The sequence below is a fragment of the Cerasibacillus sp. JNUCC 74 genome (genome assembly GCF_053667775.1).
Genome location: NZ_CM132207.1, coordinates 572612 through 592128 on the forward strand (window position 1 = coordinate 572612; position 19517 = coordinate 592128).

The following is a 19517-nucleotide window of genomic DNA, read 5'->3' on the forward strand; positions in this document are numbered from 1 at the left end:
TGTTTTTTTCGCATCTAAGGTGCCGTAAGACGCTATTTCAAGGAAATACGAAGAACTCTAAGTGAGAGATCACGGCACCCAATGCAACTCGGTAGGTTATTCCATGGTATTAAGAAAGTTTCAACGTTTTAAGTGTAAAATGAAGTCAACCCTAATTTCTTCGGTAATCGCACTTTGTGCACATCACAGTAAAGTTCCTTATCTCGTTATGCAGAGTTTGTACGTTGACCAATCGCTAGTGTTTTTAAAAAGCTATCCGAGTAATCTATGCTTGCGGAGAGCTATAATATACGTAATGACAAAAGGCACAATGATAACAATGACCATTCCGATAATAAAGGAGAACCAATGTTCTGGAATAATGGAAAATATTCCTGGCAAACCACCTACACCAATAGAAGTGGCTAGTACCTTTTGCATGGTGATAAACGCTCCAGCAATAGAGGATCCGACAATGGCAGCAATAAATGGATATTTAAAACGCAAGTTCACTCCAAACATTGCTGGTTCCGTAATACCGAGCCATGCAGATATTCCGGATGTTCCTGCAAGTCCTTTTAACTTATCATCTTTTGCTGCAAGCATCATTGCAAAAGCAGCTGCTCCTTGGGCAATATTGGATAACGCCAGGATTGGCCATAGAAACGTAGAGTTAGTGCTGCCGATTAATTGTAAATCAACGGCAAGAAAAGTGTGGTGCATTCCTGTAATAACCATTGGCGCATACAGAGCTCCATACACGAAGCCACCAACTACCGCGTAATGATCAAACAATGCTACTAACCCATCTGTAATCCAATTTCCAATGGTAAAGGTAATTGGTCCAATAATAATAAATGTTAAGAATCCAGTTACTAGTAATGCGACAGGTGCTACAACAAGCAATTGAATAGAATCCCATACGCGCTTCCGTAAGAATAGTTCAATTTTCGCCAGTACCCAAGATGCAAATAATACAGGTAATACTTGACCTTGATAACCAATTTTATTTACTTCCAGTCCGAATAAATTCCATGTTGGCACCGTTCCTTCTTTTAAAGCTGCACCATATTCCCATGCATTGAGTAAAGCTGGATGTACAAGGATTAACCCAAGCACAACGCCTAATAATTCGCTGCCACCAAATCGTTTCATTGCTGACCAGCCAATTAAAGCAGGTAAAAATGTAAGTGCTGTATTTGCAATGATATTAATCATATCAGCAATACCCGCCCATTGTGGGTACATTTCAATAACAGCTTGATCCCCAAAAATTCCAGGATTAGCTAAAATGTTATTGATCCCCATCAAGAGGCCTGCTGTTACAATAGCAGGCAAAATAGGAATAAAAATATCTGCAAGAACTTTAACCCCTCGTTGTAAGACGTTTTGTTTCTTTCCACCAGCTGCCTTTACTTCCTCCTTGGAAGCTTGACGAATTCCGGTTTTTTCTACCATTGCTTGGTATATTTTATCAACGGTTCCTTGACCAATGACAACTTGAAATTGACCATTTGTTGTAAATGACCCTTTTACTACATTTATATTTTCCAATGCGGATTGGTCTACTTTGTTTTCATCTTTTAATGCAAACCGAAGTCTCGTGACACAGTGTGTAGCTGCCTGTATATTGTCTACGCCACCAATTGCTTTGACAATAGCCTCTGCTTCTTTTGCAAACGGGATTGTTGACTCCATCTGCTTACTTTGTGTAACTTGTTTTGTTACGGATAAGATAACGTCTTCGGTTTTTGTAACGGTGTTTATCGTTCTATCTTCTATCTTCCACACATCTCGATTTGTAATTATAATCGGTGTGATTAAATTAAACCCTTTTTCTCTTAATCCATTGATATCGAAAGTGATTAATGTATCACCCGTATTTATTTGATCACCCTGTTTAACAAAAGCGTCAAATCCTTCTCCGTTCAACGAAACCGTTTCAAGACCGATATGAATAAGCAATTCTATCCCAGTATCACTTCGTAATCCAATAGCATGTTTCGTCGGGAAAAGCTGTATGACCTTTCCAGAAAAAGGAGCTACGACCTTTCCTGTAGTTGGCTCAATGGCTATGCCATCTCCCATCATTTTTTGTGAAAATGTTGGATCTGGAACTTTTTCTAATTGTAAAACGCTTCCACTAATGGGCGCATAAATTTTTTGATTTCCAATACCCATTGGATATCCTCCTCTTTAAGCTTCTTAATATAGGATTAACCAAAATAAACATGTATATACAAGTCAATTTTAGTATAACTTGTATATACATGTTTTGCAAGCGTTGCCTTTTATTCTGGTTAAAGATAGTTTATTTCGAAAATTAGGAAATTAAATTCGAGGATTTGGTAGTATTCAATTAAATTTGGAACGGTACTTATCTAAGATAAATGGGGTAGATGGAAGGATGAGAACTAAATGGAGTTGCGAAAAAGTATATAAAAGGGGGGAAGAATACAGATGATTTTATATCAGGGACAATAAATAGGTAATGTAAAATTGCAATAACATAGCAACATCAGACCGTTTCGAAGTGGAACCAAAAACAACGCAAAGTAGGGAGGGGCCGCTTCGAAGCTGAACCAAAACAACGCAAAGTGGGAGAGACTGCTTCGAAGTCGAACCAGAACACGGCAAAGTAGGGAGACCAATTCGAAGTTAAAACACGTATTACGATAACCAAGATAAAGATATCTTAAGCATAATCTGCGACTTGTAATCTGTCGTTTGTTTGCGAACTGAATTCTTGCAGCTTTCCTTCGTAAACAAATTGGAAGCTTTCAGTTGTTTGTAAGTCATATGGGGAAATCAATGAAATCGGCTTATTGAATTGAACGACATTGCTTTCTTGAAGAATTGCAGCAACAAATTGCGAACAGAAAAAGGCATTTTTTCTCTTAATTGGCCGTTTTAATAGAAAACCAAACAAACCTATAAAATTATAGCGATAATGATCTTTTTCTGCTTGTAATTGCTGAATATAGTTTTGCATTTTTTTCCATTGGTCTTCTGTAATAGAAATGGAATAAACTACTCCAGTTGCTCGTTTAAATATACCACCTTTAATATCTTCTTGAACAAAACCACCGATAAAAGGGTTCTTAGGAGTTTTTCTTCCAAAACTATAAACTTGTTTAAGCTGTTCATCAAAAGCTATCGAAGCATGATTGAATGGTTTTTTTGTATATAGTTTGATCAGTCTGGTTAGCCATGTTCCTGTATCAGTTAGCAATAAGTATACTTCTTTATCTTGCACAATTATCTCTCCTAGAATTTATAGCTTTTCTTATGAAAAAATAACCTGTATAAAGGGCGGTTCAAAAAGGTAAAAATAACGCAACGTTCTTCGTGACTGTGTTTTTAAATACAAGTCTTCCTCTGTTCTATCAGAAATTGTACGCCAGAGATTTTTTGACTTTTTTGACTTTCATTAATATCTTTTTTATGTTGGATTATGCAGTTCATGTTGATATGGTCGCTTTTGGTTTAAGAAAAAAATGATATTATAAATTAGTACGCACCGGAGGCTAAAAAGATTCAAAATAACCAGCATTTTCCATAAGATTTGCTTGAGCCCAATTAGAAAATTAATTTAGTTTCTGATGTCACTTATTATTGTATAAATGATGTCAACGTTTGGTAACTGGCTAAGGCAATATTATTAGATACGTCTTAAGATGTATTTCTATACGTGAAATAATTATAGTAGCTTTTCTTATTGTTCGTCGGATTATTTTTTGCCTATTTCCTGAACTATAGAAAGTTCTACTAAGTAACTTAGTGCTCTTGTATATATTAATGATGTTTTTAGTTCAACATTACTCATCCATTTATACTATTGCATGATAAACAGTAGCTGTCTATATAATAAACTTTACTACTGAATATAGCAAGGTACTAATTTATTAAGGTTACACTGGTTTATGATAAGGCTACCTTGCATGATATGAAGAGAGCCTAAAATAATAAAGAACTGTTTTGTCTTTTAGGAATTTTTTATATGTTTATTGTTTAATCATTTTCATACAAATGATTAAACAGCCTCAGCCCTATCATATAGAGCTAAGGCCGCCTGAATAATTCACTCTGTTTGATTGGGGGAGTTCAATTACGAGGTAACTTAAGAAAATATTATTGTCTTTCTTGCATAGCTTTTGTCATTTGACTCCAAATAGAACCCTTTGCTTCTTCCCCACCTTTAATCCGCGCTAATGCCATTTTTACTTGCATTCGTACTTCAAATTCAGGGTCGTCAAAAGCATTTTCTAAAGCTTTAACTGCTGTTTCATCTCCTAATTCATATAAAAACATAGCAGCACGCCAACGGACTAATCTGCTTTTATCTGTTAGTGCTTTGATTATTTCAGGTATTGCTTCTTTAAAGCCAAGATCGGATAAACAGTCTCCCGCCGTTCGTCTGACATTTACAGCCTTATCTTTTAATGCCTTAAATAAATAAGGCAGCACATCTTTATCTTCAATCATTCCTAGATAAGCTGTTGCCAACCTGCGAATGGATGCTTTTTCATCGTTAAGGGCTTTTTCTAATACTGGTAAATCATCCTTTGTTGGATTCATTTGGTCTAATGCCGCATACCGTTCTTTCCAGCTTGGATTATCCAGCACGTCTAAGGTCACTTTTTGATTGCGTGAAGCAACAAAAGAATCATCACTTGTTAATGCATAATTTACTAAATCATTTAACCGTTTTTCATTATAGCTGGCAGAAATCTCTTCCACTACTTCTTTCCCAATTGCCTCAAGCTCTCCATAGCGCGGGCTCTGCTCAATCCATTTTCGTTCTTCAAGAAGGTTATCTGCGGCTGCAGAAGCACGCATGACCGCGTCCATAAAACGGGCAGGTAATCCAAACCGTTTTTCTGTATCCTTTGCTACTAATTTTACTTGCATTGGAATGTAGCGAAATAGTTGGAGATATACATTCACTTCACCGAAAGCGTCCTCTGTAACGGGGTTTTGGGGAATGGGTTCCTTATTAGCTTCGTTAGTTCCCAGTAACTCTCTAACCTTTGGCAGAATTTCTTCCCAAGGAACACGTGGATTACGTTCCAATGTAATAAAGTCAATAACTCTGTATAGACCTTTTACTCCATTAACTTGAAATAAAGCTTGTATATAAGCAGGTGCGTCTTGTTTATCATCATCTATTGTATAATTTAGTGTTTCGCCTTCTGGCAATTGTTCGTCTACATTTATTTTCATGGAATATGGGCTAGGAGTAGGCTCAATAGATACTATTTTCATGTTGCATCCCCCTTTTATAGTAGTTCGTAAATAAATAGTAACAAATAAACAAATAGGAATCTAATTGAAAGGGTTTTCGATAGAAACTGGTACAGTTACTTTAAAAGTTAAGAGAATATGGAGAAGTCTAAGCGGAAGATAATGGTGTCAGGAAATGGAAGGCTACGATAACGGCATATCGCATGAAGAAAAACATTTTTCAAGAAAAAGGAAAACTTCATTGAAAAGGCATCACACGAAGAAAAAGCGGTTTTCTTTTTCAAGGATAAGAAAAGTTTCAACAGCGATACATTGCGATTTTTCAAGCACACTTTTAATTTAAACTGTTGTTTCATTTCAAGGATAGCCCACTGAATGAAGTTTCACTTTATGTTATAATACTAAAGCTATCTATTTTTTAAAAGTAGAGGTGAATCTTCTTAAGGGGAAGATGTTTTTAATTGTACAAAGGGGAGTAGAGAATGGAAAAACTAGCAATGAGCGCATCAAAAATAATCCAAACAAGATTAGTTCTCCCGCCTGATACGAATCATTTAAATACCATTTTTGGCGGCAGAATATTAGCTTATATTGATGAGATTGGAGCTCTTTGTGCGATGAAGCATGCTAAAAGCACCGTCGTAACAGCATCGATTGATTCTGTGGATTTTCTCTCACCTGCAAAAGCTGGGGACGCTTTAACGCTAGAAGCGTTTGTAACATATACAGGAAGAACATCCATGGAAATATACGTAAAAGTAGTTGCCAAAGATTTAATTAATCAGCAAGAACGATTAACAACGGAATCATTCCTAACAATGGTAGCTGTTGATGAACAAGGAAAGCCTAGACCTGTTCCGCAAGTATATCCAGAAAATGAAGAAGAAAAAATATTATTTGAGTCAGCACCTTTTCGCAGAGAAAATCGGAAACAACGTGCTGCAAATCGAAAATAAAGCAGTAACTGTTGATTCTTGGGGAGTCAACAGTTTTTATTTACTATGGATTTTGTTTATTCCGCACGTAACTGACAGTTAGACCCCAACTTCCATGCTACGAGGGTAAGTGGAGATCCAACTGCAAGGCAAAAGCCTATTAGTTTATCCTAACAACCCAGTGAGGGATAGAAGAAAACCTTCACTGATTGAGGATTCATCTTACGTTGGTTAATTTTTGTATATCTTTTCTCTACATTTAATTTTGACGCCCAGTCCCTCAAGGCTGATTCACTCATTCTGCGATTTGAGCAGTCTCTTTGTTAAGTTCCATGTTTGTTGGAGTCAAGGGATTTTAGCTTTAATTCATGTAGATATGTTTCTATATGATTACCTTTTTTAGAGTGGCATTCTAGCTTAAGCAATCAAGATACTAGCAAACTTAGGTTTTTTTACTACGATAAGTCAACATTGGACTCTCTATCGCCGTTTTCACTTTATCCCGAATTTAGGAGAGCCGTATTCCTTTTTAAAAAAAGCGCCTATGATGTTGCGAAATTTATAGGAAATGGCTCCTAAATTATAGATTCGTGGGTTGATAAGACAATGTATGTTTCGACAGGTCTACATTGCAAGCAGAAAAGTGTTTTTTTCAAGAACACCTGCGAACTCAGCCTTTGATCTTCTGTTTCAAGTCCAGTTGTACGCCACTATTAATCACTTGTGCTTTTGTTCTTTAGTAATGCTTTAAAACGAATTTCAAATTGTTTAATATCATCTCCCGTAAAAGGTTTTGGGCCTTTTGTACGCTTGCCGCTTTTTCTCGCCATCGCACTTAAATAGCGGGTTTGTAGGAGTTGATCAATATTTTTGTTCGTATATTGGAAGCCTTTATGATGAATGACATAACAGTCTTTGGCAAGAGCTAACGAAGCAAGTCCATAATCTTGTGTCACAATAATGTCATCTTGTTTTGCAAGCCTGATAATACGATAATCAGCAGCATCAGCGCCTTCATCAACATATATGGTTTCTACTCCTTGTGGTTCTTCTTTCATCGAAAAGTGGGAAAAGCTTTGAACGAGTATAACGGGTAGATTGAATTCTTTAGCTATTTTTTTAATGGACTCTTTTACTGGACACGCATCGGCATCTACAAGTATTCTCATTTAAAAAACCTCTCATTCATTCCATCTTTGTACTGAAGTAGTATAACCACCATATTTTCCTAATCGTTCTCAATAGCTCGGAGCTCTTTTGCAAATCACCAAGATGTAAATAGGTCGTTTTAGTAGCTATTCAATATGAAAAACACCCTCGTGTAGATATACTACTCTTCTGTTAATACAGGATACGTACCTTCTTCGTCATGAATTTCTGTCCCGGTTAGGGGAGGATTAAATACACAGACAAGGTGCAAATCAGCAGTTGTCGCACGAATATAATGTCTATCATGTTCATTTAACGCATACATCGTTCCTGGAGAGATTTTGTAAATAACTCCAGTTTTCTTACCGTTCTCATCGGCAATTTCGATTTCTCCCTCTCCTTTAATACAATAACACGCTTCAAAGTGATTCTTATACCAATGGTAGTTATCAGCACCTTTTTTAATAACAGTGACTGTCATTGGAAATCCCATACCATCTTTCTGAAGCAACAGCCTTCGACTATTCCAATTTTCACCGACAACATCTAAATCAGTATGAATAATGTCCTCTAGTTTTCTGACAATCATTACAATCACTCCCTATTTCTTTTTCCACATTACAGAAACGAAAGCTGCTTTACTAATAAATGTACGCTCTCTCTCCTAAATATCATATTATAGGAACACGCTACACTTTACAAAAAGGTTATCCTTTACCGTTCCAGATTATTTCCCTCTTGAATGTTCATGGCAAATCAGCATAGCATTCTTTTCGTAAATTCATAAATGCATTGTTCCAGTCACTTATGTACTTTGTTTGGAAGTTTTCTCTATTGCCTTACTTCAACCTATTTAGGTGAATAACTGATTCAAGGAATTCCTCAACTATCTGATTAAATTGTTCAGGTTGCTCTAAGTAAGGTAAGTGTCCACTGTTCGCTATCTCAACGAATGCAGAATTCGTTAAATATTGATCAATTTCTCTCATATAGCTTTCGGGAACAAAATGGTCATTCACCCCTCGTACGATTAAAACCGGGCATGTAATACTAGAAAGATACTGACGTTGATCATAGTCGGCTAACTCTGAAAACAATCTCTGTATATGTGCAGGATTTAAAGACCGAAGAGAATGGTGAAACCCTCTTACAATCGTTTCATTATCCGCTACTCCCATTTCCCTCAATAATGTATTAGCCCAAGTCTTGCCTTGATCATGAAGACTAAGTAAATCATATACTTCAATCCGCTTTTTACGATCCTCAGGTTCTAAGTGAGTAAATGCATTTATAATGATGAGATCCGAAACAAGGTTGGGATAATAAGAAGCTAAATCAATCCCTATCCTAGCTCCTTTTGAAAGTCCACAAACAATAATCGATTTTAACTTCAAATGATCTACTAAGCTATGTACAACGTCAAAATATTGCTTGAAATCAATCTCATCTCCTTGCGATCTTCCATGTCCAGGTAAATCTATTGATATCACTGTCCATTTCTCTGAGAAATATTTTCTTTGATAGAACCAGTTATTCGCATTTCCGCCAAGACCATGAAGAAATATAATGACAGGTCCGCTACCTTCTACATGATAAAAAATTTTTCTACCATCATATATAAAATACACGTTTATCATCCTTTTCTATCGAATCATCATACAGTAACTATGTTTTTTCTTCTTATTTGTAAAGACTCTACAATATTTAAGCAAATTCAAACCATCTTGTTATCGTTGGGCATTAGAATTATTAAATGGATATATCCAGACGTCTCGATTTCTAACCACAACTTCAGGCACATCTTCTTCTTCGTACTTTCTTTCCATCCTCTACTACGGTAGCACAAATTGAGACGCATGCGCATGAAGCGCATCACGCTTTCGAGAAGCGTATTTTTTTACATGATCATGCACTTTTCTATAGCCGATCTTGAATACCAGTATACCTCACATGGATTTAAAAGAAAAAGGTCGAACGGCAAAGATGACTTATAGTATGTCATGGGTTGGAAGGATGTATGCATAAGATCAATTGAGCCTTTTAAGAGAATGATCAAAATGTGTGCGGTCTTTTACATATGATTTTAAAGAACTTTGCCTTGCGGTGGATGATACATTCCGTTTTATCATTATGATCGATTCCAAAAACGACTAAATGGCCTTAGCCCTATGTATATAGAGCTAAAGCCATTAAGATATTTTATTATTTCCGCTCTTTACCTGATAGGGAGGGTTCAAAAGATGGCAGATCCTTTAATTAGAAAGGATAATCCCTTGGCTCATTTTGTATAGAAATCCATTGAAATGTTGTGAACTCATCAAGCGACCATTTTCCTCCGATCCGGCCAAGTCCGGATTCTTTTTCTCCACCAAAAGCAATTAACGGTTCATCATTTACACTTTGATCATTCACATGAATCATACCCGTCTTGATCCGTTTAGCAATTTCGACGCCCTTTTCAACGGAACCTGCGTGAATAGCTCCACTTAATCCATATTGTGTATCATTGGCAATTTGAATTGCTTCCTCCTCTGTATTAAAAGGAATAATTGTTGTGACTGGGCCAAACACTTCATTTTTGGCAGTGGACACATCAATTGTATCCGACTTAAGAATATATGGATACATTACATTGTCTTCTATTTTCCCTTCAAGCACAATCTGAGCGCCTTCATTTTTTGCTTTTTCAATTTGTCCTAAAATCCGTTTAACAGCTTCCTTGTTGATTAACGGGCCGATCATGTTTTCATGATTTTGTGGATTGCCTTTTCTTCACCTTTTCTGAAAGCTTATCGATGAATTTATCGCAAATGCTCTGATGGACGATGATCCGATTAATAGCCATACAGATTTGTCCATTATGGAAATAACTACCGAAAGCTGCGGACTCAACAGATTTTTCCAAATCGGCATCCTCTAATACGATAAGTGCATTATTTCCACCCAGTTCCAGAGCCGCTTTTTTCATATTCCGGCCGCAGCGTTCTCCGATATGTTTGCCAACTTTATTAGAACCCGTAAACGAGATTAATCTTGGTATTGGATGATCAACAAAGCCATCACCAATTTCGTCAATAGATGCCACAGTAACATTTAATAATCCTTTTGGTAATCCAGCTTCTTCAAAGATCTTAGCAATAAATAGGCCTCCGCTTATCGCCGTCTGTTCATCCGGCTTTAAAACAACCCCATTTCCAGCTGCTAACGCTGGAGCTACAGAGCGGATCGACAAATACATTGGGAAATTAAACGGGCTAATGATACCCACGACGCCAATTGGCCTTCGATACACACGATTCTCTTTACCCGGCACTAAAGATGGAACCGTCTCTTCACCCATCCTTTTAGGAAAGCTGGCAGCCTCTTTTGTGATCGAAATACAGAAGTTCAATTCTACATTCGCTTTTACAAAAGATGAACCGGTTTCACGGATAAGTAAATCAACGATTTCTTCTCGGCGCGATTCCATGATTGAAGCAGCTTTTTCCATCACTTCCGATTTTTTAAAAGCATTTACTTCCTCCCATGCCATTTGTGATTGTTCAGCAGATCGGTATGCCTCATCAATATCTTCCAGAGTCGCCATTTTGATTTTAGCGATAACTTCATTACTATATGGATTCCTATCCTCATAAACAAAATCACTGCGGCCTTCTCGCCACGTTCCTGCAATAAATTGCTTATTCCATTGATTATATGAACCCATTTTAAAAACCACCCCTTTATTCGGTAAATACCCCCCATATGTATTCTATAATAGAGTCTTATTTAAGTAAATTTTAAAGCTCATCATGATTCTTTGATTTTTAAATTACTTCAATATAAACATAATTTACGTTCACTTGATCCTAAATGGGTAAAATTTATGAATATTTTCTATTAATATCGATTATGTGAAACTTTCCCAAAGGTTCCACGGATATTCCTTTGGTGGAAGTGATTCTATCTTAACCATTTTCTTTTTAGTCGGATGTTCAAATTGTAATAGACTTGCCCATAATGCAATTTGTTGGCCTGGATGACTTTTTAGTCCGTATTTTTGATCACCGTAGATTGGGCATCCAGATGCGGAAAGCTGAACGCGTATTTGATGAGGTCGTCCAGTATATAACTGTATAGAAAGTAGACTTAAGTCTTTTATTTTGCTGATCATTTCGTATTTTAGTATTGCTTTTTTGGCATTCTTATAATGAGCCGGAACAGTATACACTTTATTTTCACGTTGATTCTTGAATAAATAATGTTCCAAGACCCCATGACTTGCAGGAGGTGCTCCCCTTACAACAGCTAAATACCTTCTGTCAAACGCTCTCCTGCGAATGACGTCGGATAATCGTGAAGCAGCCTTAGATGTTTTGGCAAATGTCATCACACCGCCAACAGGTCGATCCAACCGATGAACTAGCCCTAGAAAAACGTTGCCTGGCTTTTGATAGCGTATTTTTAAATCATGTTTTAAGATTGTAAGTAAATCCTTATCTCCAGTGTTGTCTTTTTGCACAGGGATATTTACCGGCTTTTGAACAACGAGCAGATGATTGTCTTCATATAAAACAGAAATTTGCATGTAATACCAAGACCCCTTCAATACATAATGCATCGATTGTATCGTATAATGGTAAACTTTCAAAGGTCTTCCTAATTCCATTTCTATTAATATTTAGCCCTCACCAGCCATTCACCTTCTTTAGACAATCATTCTTTTAACTTTACCAATTACTGATGCTGCATTAAAGCTAAAAATCGGGGGTTGATTATTCTGATATACTCATAATCAATATATCCTAGATTGAACATGTACATGGCATCTTTATTATCTAGGGAGATTTCCAACTGATTTCACGTGTTCACTTGGATTCGTCAGCTATGCTTTTTACCCCTTGTTTAAAAAGTGACAAAAATGAATATATAGAGTATTCTTTTTAGAAATATGGTGATTTTGAACTTGGATCAGGGGGGAATTTAAGCATGAAATTATGTACGCCGAGTGAGGAGTGGGAGGCAGAACATCAAGCATATTGGGAAGAATGGGGAGATGAGGCAATGATTCCAGCCAGCTTTGATTTAACAGGTTACGATAATTATCATACATATTTACAGGATTTAGCTTCTAAACAACAAGGGGAAGGAAATTGGGTTCCTAATTCAGACTATTTTCTTGTTAATGAAAATGAAAGAATCATGGCAATGCTTAATATTAGACATGAGCTTAACGACTTTTTAAGGAAGGTGGGGGGACATATTGGTTACGGGGTTAGGCCATCGGAACGAAGAAAAGGATATGCAACAAGGATTTTACGGGAAGCTTTGGCTGTATGCCAAGAATTAAAGATAGAGCATGTACTGGTAACCTGCGAAGCTAGTAATTTTGGTTCAGCAAAAGCCATTATAAATAATGGCGGTATAGAAGATGAATCGTATAAGGATCGTGCTGGCAAGATAACGAGAAGGTTTTGGATATGGAATAAATAATGATTTAAAATGTTGCTTGATCTTGAAGTTCACTTTCAACTCTATGGAAATAGAAAAACGTAGCTTCCTTATTATGGGAAGCTACGTTTTTGGGATAGATGAAGGAGGAAAGTCTTTAATGACTTTATCATTTTCTTCCTAACTCTACTATATTATTCGTGGTGACATCTTCAAAAGAGATTTCAAAACCGAGTGAGAAATCATCAAATTTACATCTGTACTTATCCAGCTGATCTTGTCCGCAGGAATTACTTCCTAATCCATTTTGTTGTTTATCGAGATGTAAAACCAAGTAATCTCGTTCGACTAAATCGATCGTGTGCTTTGCTTTTTCCAAATCCACATCTTCGTATTTAGAAACACGAAAGTTTAATGGATGGTTATCTTTAAATAATAGTGCATGGTTTTTATTAGAAAGCCCTATCCAATCACAACCCATGTGGTTGCCGTTTTCCTGTGGTTTCACATAATTTACAAACAGTTTATCGACGTTTGCGTGAAATACACCAAGATAAACGGATTGACAAGAGTCAACATAGTTTTCGTGAGGTCCTAACCCGCGCCAAGAGACAGACTGTAGTTGTTTATTCAGATGCATGGTTACCCCTATTCTTGGAAGCATTGGTGGAGCATTTTCTTTTCGTCCTGAAGCAATTCCGTTAACTTCAACACGCATTTTTCCAGCTGGAGAAATAACATATTTATAGGTTAAATCGTAGTACCATGAGCTGTTAGTAGTTCCATAGAAAGCGTGAACTGTCCAATCGAAACTGCCATTATTTATTTCATAGGTTATATCACGAATTATTTCATGGTCTAAGTGCATAAAGTATTTGTTTTTATAGTCTTTCAGATAGTACATATCATTGTCGATCGGAGCTCTCCACCATGTGAAGTTAGGACCCTTTTTAATGAATGTATGACCTTGGAATCTAGCCTCTGTTAAATTACCTCTTACTTTATCGAATGTATAAGCAAAATCTTCACCCGATACAATTACTGTAAAGTCCTTCTCAGTAAAGCTTAAATCAAGACCTTCTGTAGAAGGAGCAACAATTTGCTTTGGTTCTTTATGGTAGATAAATACAGATTTAGTAACTTCGAAATTTGCTTTAGCCCAACTGGTATCTTCTTTAAGCCGATAAATCAAGTGTACTGTATAGTGAGCTCCAGGCTTAAAATTATTCAGCTTTGGATATGCAATAGTGATTGGTTTAGAATCTCTTGCTGCTATTTCCGGCAATGTTTGTTCTCTTTCCTCGAGAAGTTGATCATCCTCGTAGAAACAGCAAATTAGTTTATAATTATTTAAATTTTTAAAGTCTTGACGATTTGTAAGTTGATATAAACTGGATTTGATATCAATAGGTTCTGTTTGAACAGGTTCGATTACTTTTTTATATTCCGTTAAAGCAGTTGAAGGTGTCCGATCCGGCATTAATAAACCATCTATACAGAAGTTGCCGTTGGTTGGTTCATCACCAAAATCTCCACCGTATCGGTAATATACTTTCCCGTCTTCTGTAACTGTTTCTATTCCATGATCAAACCATTCCCAAATAAAGCCACCTTGAAGATGATCATGTCTGTAAAACAGATCTTGATATTCTTTTAGATTTCCCGGTCCATTACCCATAGCATGGCCATATTCACATAGGATATGTGGTTTTTGAGTAGTATGAATCACTTTATCCATTGTTAATTTTTCGTCGTGCTCCAGCCACGTGTACATCGTTGTGTATACATCACTGATTTCTGCTTCAAAATCTCCTTCATAGTGTACAAGGCGAGTTGGATCTGTCTTTTTTACGTATTCGCTCATTTTTCTGAAATTATAGCCAAATGCTGATTCGTTTCCTAATGACCACATAATGATACATGGATTATTTTTATCTCTTATTAGTGTTCGTTTTATTCGGTTAACGTAAGCTTCTTCCCATTCAGGATTATCAGAGATCCATTTATAGTCACCTGTTAATTCAAATCCATGACATTCTAAATCTGCTTCGGAAATAACATACATACCGTATCGGTTGCATAATTCATAGAAATAAGGAGAGTTTGGATAATGAGCAGTTCGAATTGCATTTATATTATGCTGCTTCATTAAAATAATATCTTGTTTCACACTCTCATAAGTTGTCACGCGTCCTTTAGTTGGACTATAATCATGGCGGTTGACTCCTTTTAATTTAATTGCGACCCCATTTACTAGAAATTGCTTGCCTCTTAATTCGATTTGAACAAATCCAACATCTTGTTGAACAACCTCAATTGCTTCATTGTCATTGTATACAGTCAATATCAGTTTATATAAATACGGGTTTTCCGCTGACCATTTCACGGGCTTATTAACTTTCTTCGTTAGGCTGTCTCTGCCATCTTGTTCGTGAGTGAAAATTGTTTCACCCCTGGCATTTAACAATTGATAGTGTATTTTCTGATTTAATGGTTTATCAAATACAGGATTTACGATCAATGTAGCTTCTTGATAAGAAGAATCAAATATCGTTTTTATCGTGAAATCCCATAGACCTCGTGTTGGTCTGGCAAACAGTTCAACATCACGGAATATTCCACTTAACCACCACATATCTTGGTCTTCCAAATATGTTCCGTCCGACCATTGAAATACACGAACAGTTAAATAGTTCGTACCCTCAATTAAAGAATTGGTTAAATCAAATTCACTTTGAATTCTGGCACCTTTACTATAACCGATAAATCGATTATTTAAATATACCTCATATGCTGAATCGACGCCTTGAAATCGGATTATATATTGATAGTTCTTATCGATGTTATCTATTTCAAATGTTCTTCGGTAAATACCAGTTGGATTTTCTGTCGGTACATATGGTGGAATGATTGGGAAATTGTACCAAAGATCAGCATAATGCATATTGCCAAACCCTTGAGTTTGCCAGTTTCCAGGTACCTCAATCTCAACCCATGTAGAATAATCGTAATCGGTTTTGTAAAAATCTTCTGGGCTATATTCAGGTGCATCTAAATATAAGAATGACCATTCACCATTTAAATTCTGGTAAAAATGTTGTTTGTTTTCTTCAATGGTTGATAGACTCGTAAAATGTGACCTTGCTTCCATTCTATTAATACCATCAACCTTGTGATTTTCTCATCTTTTTTTAACTACTACCATTTTCTTCACCTTTCTTCCTTTCTTTTTTCTCGTATCTTCTATAGCAAATACCTGCAAATCCAAGGAATATAATAATTCCTAGTACGTTGTAAATAAGACTAAATAATGGATTCATAGAACCTTCAACAACTACTCCAGTCTGTAAATATGCTATTAATGCAGCCGGTGAAGGGAAAGTGGAGACAAAGAAAGCGAATAAAAAGAATGTTAATAACATGAATCCCATCACAATACCAGTTTTTTGCTTCCCAACTTTAAATGATCTAGGCAAATGCTCTTTTTTAGCCCGAAACACGATATAAGCAATTAGCAAAAACAAGACAGGTATTAATGATGTTGCTGCTGTCATATTAATTAATGTTTTTAATAAAGAATTAACCGTGCCAATTCCTAATGCGGGAATTAGTAATAAAATGGTTACAATAATTGCTTGTAGTGTTAAGGCGTTAGTTGGATTTCCTTCATTATTCGTTTTTGCGACCCATTTACCAAATATGCCTTCAGGGATTTCTGAAAACAATATTTTAACTGGTGCAGCTGTCCATATTACTAATGAACCTATGGCACTTAACATCATGATTAAACCAACGAATCTGTTAATTCCATCGCCAATTCCAAAGTGACTTCCTAAAATAGCGAATGCTTCAAATAGGGCATCTGAATAGTTATCCTGCAGGGCTTCAGCTGGCATGATTAAACCAACTGCAACAGATCCTAGAGCATACATAATACCAATAGAAAAAGCAGCAATTATAATTGTTCTAATAAAGGTTTTATTCCCCCCATGAATATCTTTTACATATACTCCTATTGCTTCTGCTCCTCCTACTGCCTGTAAAATCCATGCTAGTGTGGCAAAGTAATTCCAGTTCATAGAAGGAGCAAGAGCTTCCCCAGTAAATTCTTGTGCTGTAGGTTTACCCAACATAAACACTCGGCCAAAGCAAAAACAATAAAACCAATTCCCATTAAAAGTCTCGCTACCCCAGATACATCTGTAACTTTTGAAATCCAAGTCACTCCTTTTATAGAAACAAACGTTGCAAGCCAGAAAAGGAAGATAGATAAGAGTGAAATAGAAACAGTTGCATTAGCCCCAAACACATTTCTTCCTACGAAGGTGTAGGAAGCATAGATTAAAATTTGCGGTAATAAGGCTGTAAAGTAAAATAAATTTACAAAAAAGTAAGACCATGAGCCTAAAAAGGCCCATTTTTCACCTAATGATGTACGGATCCAGCTGTAAACACCGGATTCTGACTCCAAGTTGGCTGAAGAAAACTCGCCTATCATTAAGGCGCACGGGATGAAATAAAAAACAGTGGCAAATAAAAATGTAAAAACTGCAGATAAGCCGATACTGGCAGTTGCATTTATGATGTTATTAAATGCGAAAACTGCGGTAAAAGCCATTAACAAAAATGAAGTAGCGGTTATTTTTTTTCTGCTTTCCGTCATAATTTGAGTTCCTTTCTTGTTTGTGAGCTTCTTACAAAATGTACATGTACAAGGATTCTTGTTAATATAAATGTAATTAACTTGGTGATGACTGCGCTTTCATAGTAACGGAATTAGACATGTAAGTTAATGTTTTATTGTTGTTTGTTCTTGACATTATGTTGCAAGGAGGAATTACTTTGTTTCATTCCATTGGCACGTTTCAGACAGATCAGAAGCTTATAATGAATTTTACATTTATGAGTGTGGATATGAAGATGTGAAACCCAGAGATCCTTATCAGTATCAACCCATTGATTATTACTTGGTTCACTATATTTTAGAGGGAGAGGGGTTGTTTTTTATTGAAGATGAGGTACACCATCTAGGTGCCAAAGAAGGATTTATCATTCCACCGGGAATAAAAAATAATTATTATCCGCTTGCGGGGAATCCTTGGAGCTATCGATGGGTTGGCTTTAAAGGCTCTTTATGTGAAGAACTGTTTATAAAATGTGGACTATTAAATGATGTGCATCAAGGTATGAAAAATTATGTGTTCAGATTTAAAGATAAAAGTAAACTAAACCAATTATTTGCTAATGTATATTTTTATTCACAGAGAAAAAAGTCGTATGCAGCACTTGCAGAAGCGTACCATATTATAAATTTACTAATCGAGCAGTATGAGGAAGAAGTACGATGCAGTATTACCGAAGGGTAAAAATATGTACGAGAGGCAATTAAAATCATCGAAAACCAATATGATGATCAACTGTTTTCGGTTAAAGAGCTTGCACGAAAAGTGCAAATTGAGCGATCTTATTTATATCGGTTGTTTAAAAAATATTTAAATATTAATCCAAAACAGTATATTTTGCAGTATAGAATTAATAAATCTACGGAGTTACTGCAAAAAAGCAGTTATAGTATTGAGGAGATTGCTTATTTAGTAGGTTTTAATAGCCCATCCCATTTTTCTAGACAATTTTCAAACTGTAAAAGTTTATCTCCATCGAAATATCGTTCCAAAATTAAAGTTATTACTACTAATTATAATGAGAGTGAAAATAAACTGGCGAGATAATTTATAATATTATGTGAACGTTTTCACTTTGATTGGATATACAACCGCATTTTTAGACAATGCGGTTTTTTCTGCAACCATCTTCATTTTGTCAAAAGTTTAATAGTGTTCCCTAGATCTATTATGATATTTTTTATGATCCAGTTTTTAGAGATCAAATGAAAGAAAATATTGAAAATAAAAACTGAAAAATCAAACGGATTGCTTGATTTATCGGTTTGTTACTTCTTACCTATTAAAACAAGTAATTCAATACTATATAATAGAAGTATAGGTATTAATCACATGATGATGGAATGGTCAATTGCGTTGAGGTGAGAAAATTGGAATCGTTGCACTGGATTAACGGGCAAATTAGTCGAACGCAGAATTCGCTTTATGTGTTGAATGTACAGTTGGAAGAAAAACGTAGAGAATTAGAACGACTGGCTTTAGCATATTCAAATTTACATGATTTCCAAAATGAATTTAGACGAAATGAACAATGGTGTTTAGCACCAGAATTATCTGAAGATACGTGGACAGGAACATTGGCCAATCAGTTTCAACAATGGAAAGAAAAAGAGATTCTCCAAAGTTATGTGGCTTTATATAATAAGCAATTAGCACTAACGATGGATCAATTAAATGATAAGTTAAGAGAAACGAAGCAATCAATTATCGATATTCGTATGGATGTAACCGCTCAAAACAATGCTTTAGATGATTTATATGACAGGCAGCGAAGGGAGTTAATGAATTAATGAATGAGGAAGTAAAAATTAATTATACTCCAATTGAAAAAGCATTGGTCAATCTAAAAACGTCCGCCCAAGCAATGGATTATGATATAGTAGACGATTGTCAAGGTGACAATATGTTGGATATAATCACGAAAATAAATGAGATTAATCATTTATTAGAGGAAGTTTTGTCCACATATCAATCGCTACTTCTCGAACATGGTCAATCAACAGTCGAAGCGATTAATCAATTTGTTGAGTCAGAGCAAGCTATCGCTTCATCTATTCAATTTCTGGAAAAATAATAAGCTATCTTTTCATTGACATTC

At 35.9% G+C, this 19517-nt stretch carries 15 protein-coding genes and 2 pseudogenes; 6 read left to right on the plus strand and 11 right to left on the minus strand.

The window, feature by feature from the left end; all coding sequences use genetic code 11:
• Positions 1 to 252 precede the first annotated feature (252 nt).
• From treP to JNUCC74_RS02670, 3 genes are all read right to left on the minus strand, one after another.
• Positions 253 to 2160, minus strand: a complete 1908-nt coding sequence (gene treP / locus JNUCC74_RS02660; RefSeq protein WP_454066791.1) for a PTS system trehalose-specific EIIBC component — start codon at positions 2158 to 2160, stop codon at positions 253 to 255.
• Positions 2161 to 2674: 514 nt separating this feature from the next.
• Positions 2675 to 3235 carry a hypothetical protein gene (locus JNUCC74_RS02665; RefSeq protein ID WP_454066792.1) on the minus strand — a complete coding sequence of 187 codons (561 nt, stop codon included), beginning with the start codon at positions 3233 to 3235 and terminating at the stop codon, positions 2675 to 2677.
• A gap of 875 nt (positions 3236 to 4110) precedes the next feature.
• The gene (locus tag JNUCC74_RS02670) at positions 4111 to 5244 is read right to left on the minus strand and encodes a conserved virulence factor C family protein (protein WP_454066793.1); all 1134 of its coding nucleotides are present in this window, start codon (positions 5242 to 5244) and stop codon (positions 4111 to 4113) included.
• Between the two features lie 461 nt (positions 5245 to 5705).
• Between JNUCC74_RS02670 and JNUCC74_RS02675 the strand changes: the two genes are divergently transcribed.
• Positions 5706 to 6179 carry an acyl-CoA thioesterase gene (locus JNUCC74_RS02675; protein WP_454066794.1) on the plus strand — a complete coding sequence of 158 codons (474 nt, stop codon included), beginning with the start codon at positions 5706 to 5708 and terminating at the stop codon, positions 6177 to 6179.
• 692 nt (positions 6180 to 6871) lie between these two features.
• Here JNUCC74_RS02675 and JNUCC74_RS02680 read toward each other — a convergent pair.
• The 5 genes and pseudogenes from JNUCC74_RS02680 to JNUCC74_RS02700 form a co-directional block, all read right to left on the minus strand.
• Positions 6872 to 7327, minus strand: a complete 456-nt coding sequence (locus tag JNUCC74_RS02680; RefSeq protein ID WP_454066795.1) for a YaiI/YqxD family protein — start codon at positions 7325 to 7327, stop codon at positions 6872 to 6874.
• A 161-nt stretch (positions 7328 to 7488) separates the two neighbouring features.
• Positions 7489 to 7896: an ectoine synthase gene (locus JNUCC74_RS02685; RefSeq protein WP_454066796.1), complete on the minus strand. Its 408-nt coding sequence runs from the start codon at positions 7894 to 7896 to the stop codon at positions 7489 to 7491.
• 250 nt (positions 7897 to 8146) lie between these two features.
• The gene (locus JNUCC74_RS02690; protein ID WP_454066797.1) at positions 8147 to 8935 is read right to left on the minus strand and encodes an alpha/beta fold hydrolase; all 789 of its coding nucleotides are present in this window, start codon (positions 8933 to 8935) and stop codon (positions 8147 to 8149) included.
• Between the two features lie 628 nt (positions 8936 to 9563).
• A pseudogene (locus JNUCC74_RS02695) lies at positions 9564 to 11013 on the minus strand (aldehyde dehydrogenase family protein).
• Between the two features lie 183 nt (positions 11014 to 11196).
• The gene (locus JNUCC74_RS02700; RefSeq protein ID WP_454066798.1) at positions 11197 to 11874 is read right to left on the minus strand and encodes an RluA family pseudouridine synthase; all 678 of its coding nucleotides are present in this window, start codon (positions 11872 to 11874) and stop codon (positions 11197 to 11199) included.
• A gap of 401 nt (positions 11875 to 12275) precedes the next feature.
• On the opposite strand from JNUCC74_RS02700, the gene JNUCC74_RS02705 reads away from it, so the two are divergent.
• Positions 12276 to 12779, plus strand: a complete 504-nt coding sequence (locus tag JNUCC74_RS02705; RefSeq protein ID WP_454066799.1) for a GNAT family N-acetyltransferase — start codon at positions 12276 to 12278, stop codon at positions 12777 to 12779.
• A 127-nt stretch (positions 12780 to 12906) separates the two neighbouring features.
• On the opposite strand, the pseudogene ebgA reads toward JNUCC74_RS02705, so the two are convergent.
• The 3 genes and pseudogenes from ebgA to JNUCC74_RS02720 all read right to left on the minus strand — a co-directional run.
• Positions 12907 to 15906, minus strand: a pseudogene (gene ebgA, locus JNUCC74_RS02710) (beta-galactosidase subunit alpha); the annotation flags it as partial.
• A gap of 22 nt (positions 15907 to 15928) precedes the next feature.
• Complete coding sequence (locus tag JNUCC74_RS02715; RefSeq protein WP_454066800.1) at positions 15929 to 16870, minus strand: amino acid permease; 942 nt, start codon at positions 16868 to 16870, stop codon at positions 15929 to 15931.
• On the minus strand, positions 16813 to 17400 hold the full coding sequence (locus JNUCC74_RS02720; RefSeq protein WP_454066801.1) for an amino acid permease: 588 nt from the start codon (positions 17398 to 17400) through the stop codon (positions 16813 to 16815). The genes JNUCC74_RS02715 and JNUCC74_RS02720 overlap by 58 nt, the downstream gene beginning before the upstream one ends.
• 235 nt (positions 17401 to 17635) lie before the next feature.
• Here JNUCC74_RS02720 and JNUCC74_RS02725 point away from each other — a divergent pair, with 235 nt between their 5' ends.
• From JNUCC74_RS02725 to JNUCC74_RS02740, 4 genes are all read left to right on the plus strand, one after another.
• On the plus strand, positions 17636 to 18103 hold the full coding sequence (locus tag JNUCC74_RS02725) for an AraC family ligand binding domain-containing protein (protein ID WP_454067818.1): 468 nt from the start codon (positions 17636 to 17638) through the stop codon (positions 18101 to 18103).
• A 27-nt stretch (positions 18104 to 18130) separates the two neighbouring features.
• Entirely contained in the window at positions 18131 to 18466 is a 336-nt protein-coding gene (locus JNUCC74_RS02730; RefSeq protein WP_454067819.1) for a helix-turn-helix domain-containing protein, read from the plus strand.
• Between the two features lie 323 nt (positions 18467 to 18789).
• A complete protein-coding gene (locus tag JNUCC74_RS02735) occupies positions 18790 to 19209 on the plus strand; it encodes a hypothetical protein (RefSeq protein ID WP_454066802.1) in 420 nt (139 codons plus the stop codon).
• Complete coding sequence (locus JNUCC74_RS02740) at positions 19209 to 19493, plus strand: YwqI/YxiC family protein (RefSeq protein ID WP_454066803.1); 285 nt, start codon at positions 19209 to 19211, stop codon at positions 19491 to 19493. The genes JNUCC74_RS02735 and JNUCC74_RS02740 overlap by 1 nt, the downstream gene beginning before the upstream one ends.
• Positions 19494 to 19517 lie beyond the last annotated feature (24 nt).

Coding starts and splice junctions, on each gene's coding strand:
- treP (WP_454066791.1), bottom strand. CDS start 2,160: ATGGGTATTGGAAATCAAAAAATTTATGCGCCCATTAGTGGAAGCGTT.
- JNUCC74_RS02670 (WP_454066793.1), bottom strand. CDS start 5,244: ATGAAAATAGTATCTATTGAGCCTACTCCTAGCCCATATTCCATGAAA.
- JNUCC74_RS02675 (WP_454066794.1), top strand. CDS start 5,706: ATGGAAAAACTAGCAATGAGCGCATCAAAAATAATCCAAACAAGATTA.
- JNUCC74_RS02680 (WP_454066795.1), bottom strand. CDS start 7,327: ATGAGAATACTTGTAGATGCCGATGCGTGTCCAGTAAAAGAGTCCATT.
- JNUCC74_RS02685 (WP_454066796.1), bottom strand. CDS start 7,896: ATGATTGTCAGAAAACTAGAGGACATTATTCATACTGATTTAGATGTT.
- JNUCC74_RS02700 (WP_454066798.1), bottom strand. CDS start 11,874: ATGCAAATTTCTGTTTTATATGAAGACAATCATCTGCTCGTTGTTCAA.
- JNUCC74_RS02705 (WP_454066799.1), top strand. CDS start 12,276: ATGAAATTATGTACGCCGAGTGAGGAGTGGGAGGCAGAACATCAAGCA.
- JNUCC74_RS02715 (WP_454066800.1), bottom strand. CDS start 16,870: ATGTTGGGTAAACCTACAGCACAAGAATTTACTGGGGAAGCTCTTGCT.
- JNUCC74_RS02720 (WP_454066801.1), bottom strand. CDS start 17,400: ATGACGGAAAGCAGAAAAAAAATAACCGCTACTTCATTTTTGTTAATG.
- JNUCC74_RS02740 (WP_454066803.1), top strand. CDS start 19,209: ATGAATGAGGAAGTAAAAATTAATTATACTCCAATTGAAAAAGCATTG.